The organism is Gemmatimonadota bacterium, from assembly GCA_039715185.1.
In the GTDB taxonomy this organism is placed as follows: Bacteria; Gemmatimonadota; Gemmatimonadetes; order Longimicrobiales; family RSA9; genus DATHRK01.
Window position 1 is genome coordinate 1 of sequence record JBDLIA010000206.1, and the last position, 1,616, is coordinate 1,616.

Sequence of the window (1,616 nt, forward strand, 5' to 3'; positions counted from 1 at the left end):
TCTCGCGGCGGATCGGCTGGCCCGGCGTCGCGCCCTCGACGAGCTCGGAATCACGGACGACGAAGGTGCCGCCGACGAGCATGTGAGGGATGCCCTCCGACATCTCGGCCGGGCTCTCGAAGGTCGCCCGATCGATCACCCGCTCCGGGTCGAAGATCGTGATGTCGGCGTGGGCACCGACCCGGATCCGGCCCCGGTCTCGCATGCCGGGCACCGCCGTCTCCATCCGCTGGGCCGGCAGCAGGGTCATCTTGGCGATGGCGTCCATGAGCGACATCACCCCCTTGTCACGAACGTAGACGCCGAGGACCCGCGCGTGGCTCCCCGCACTCCGCGGGTGGCCCTTTCCAGACGAGAGATCGCCGCCGTCGGCCGCGATCATCACCGTGGGGTGGGCCATCGCCTTCACAACGTTCTCCTCCTCCATCACGTAGGCGATGATCGTGCCGTTCGGCTGCTCCTCGCGATAGCGGTGGAACGTCTTCTCGGTCAAACGCTCCCCGGTGGCGGCCCAGCCGATGTCCCCGTAGTCGCGGCCGAGCCTCTCGCGCCAGCCCGGATCGAGGATGGCGGCGCCGATGAAGCTCGACGAGGCGACGTAGGGGTACGCCTCGGTGGTCACGTCGATGCCTCGCTCTTGGGCGGCGTCGATCATCTCGAGGAGGATGGGGACCTTCCCGAGACCGGTGCTCGGCAGGTGGCAGATGTGGACCGAAGGTCCGGTCGCGGCAATGGCGATCATCTCCTGCACCGACTCGACGCTGCTGCCCGGCTCCGCCATCGCCGCGAAACGGACGTGGGCGAAGCCGGTGACCCCGTGCTTCTCGCCGACCTTGTACACCCGCCAGATCTCGTCGCGGGTGGCGGCCGGGGTGTACTGGATCCCGAAGCCGATACCGATCGCCCCTTCGGCCAGGCCCTGGTCGACGACGGCGGCGATCTGCTCGATCTCCTCGGCACTCGCCGGCTGGTGAGACCAGGCGTCGGAGGAGCCGAGACCGTTGTCGAGCTCGGCATCTTCCTCGAGCACCTCGAAGCGCGCCCCGGGGTGACTGACCGCGGCGCCGTAGTTGAGGCGCCTCTTTCCCGCGCGCTCCTCGTACCACTCGGCCACCGGGAGCACGCCTCCCTCCATCTCGAGAGCGGTGGTGACACCGTCGCGGGCGAGGATGCCGAAGGTAACGGGGTCCTGCCCGTGGGCGTGGAGATCGATGAAGCCCGGCGCGACGACGAGCCCCGTGACATCGAGAACCTCGTCACCCGCGAGCGGTTCGGCGGAGACCGCGGCGATCTTCCCGTTCCGGATCCCTACGTGACGCACGGCGTCGAGCGCCGACTCGGGATCCATCACCCGGCCGTTGGCGAGCACCAGGTCGAAGGCCTCCGGCCCGGCCCCGGCCGCTGGGGCGGCCGCGAGCAGAACAGCGCCCAGGATCGTCGCCGCGCGGACCAAGCACCGTCGTCCCGCGAGTGAGGTCAGGTATAGGAATTTGCTTTCAGCCAGCGCGGCCGATGGCGCCACAGGCATGGCCAACAAGCCCACTATTCCCCGTTTGACATAACCCCTGATATCCGTGCCGGCCAACTCGCCACCTCCTGTTGCGAAAAATTCACGC

Annotated in this window: 1 protein-coding gene; it reads right to left on the reverse strand. The window is 68.6% G+C overall.

Going from position 1 to position 1,616, the window contains the following annotated elements; translation table 11 throughout:
- Positions 1–1,453, reverse strand: a 1,453-nt coding sequence (locus ABFS34_16750; protein ID MEN8377075.1) for an amidohydrolase family protein, incomplete at its 3' end; no start/stop codon positions are given.
- Positions 1,454–1,616: the final 163 nt, after the last annotated feature.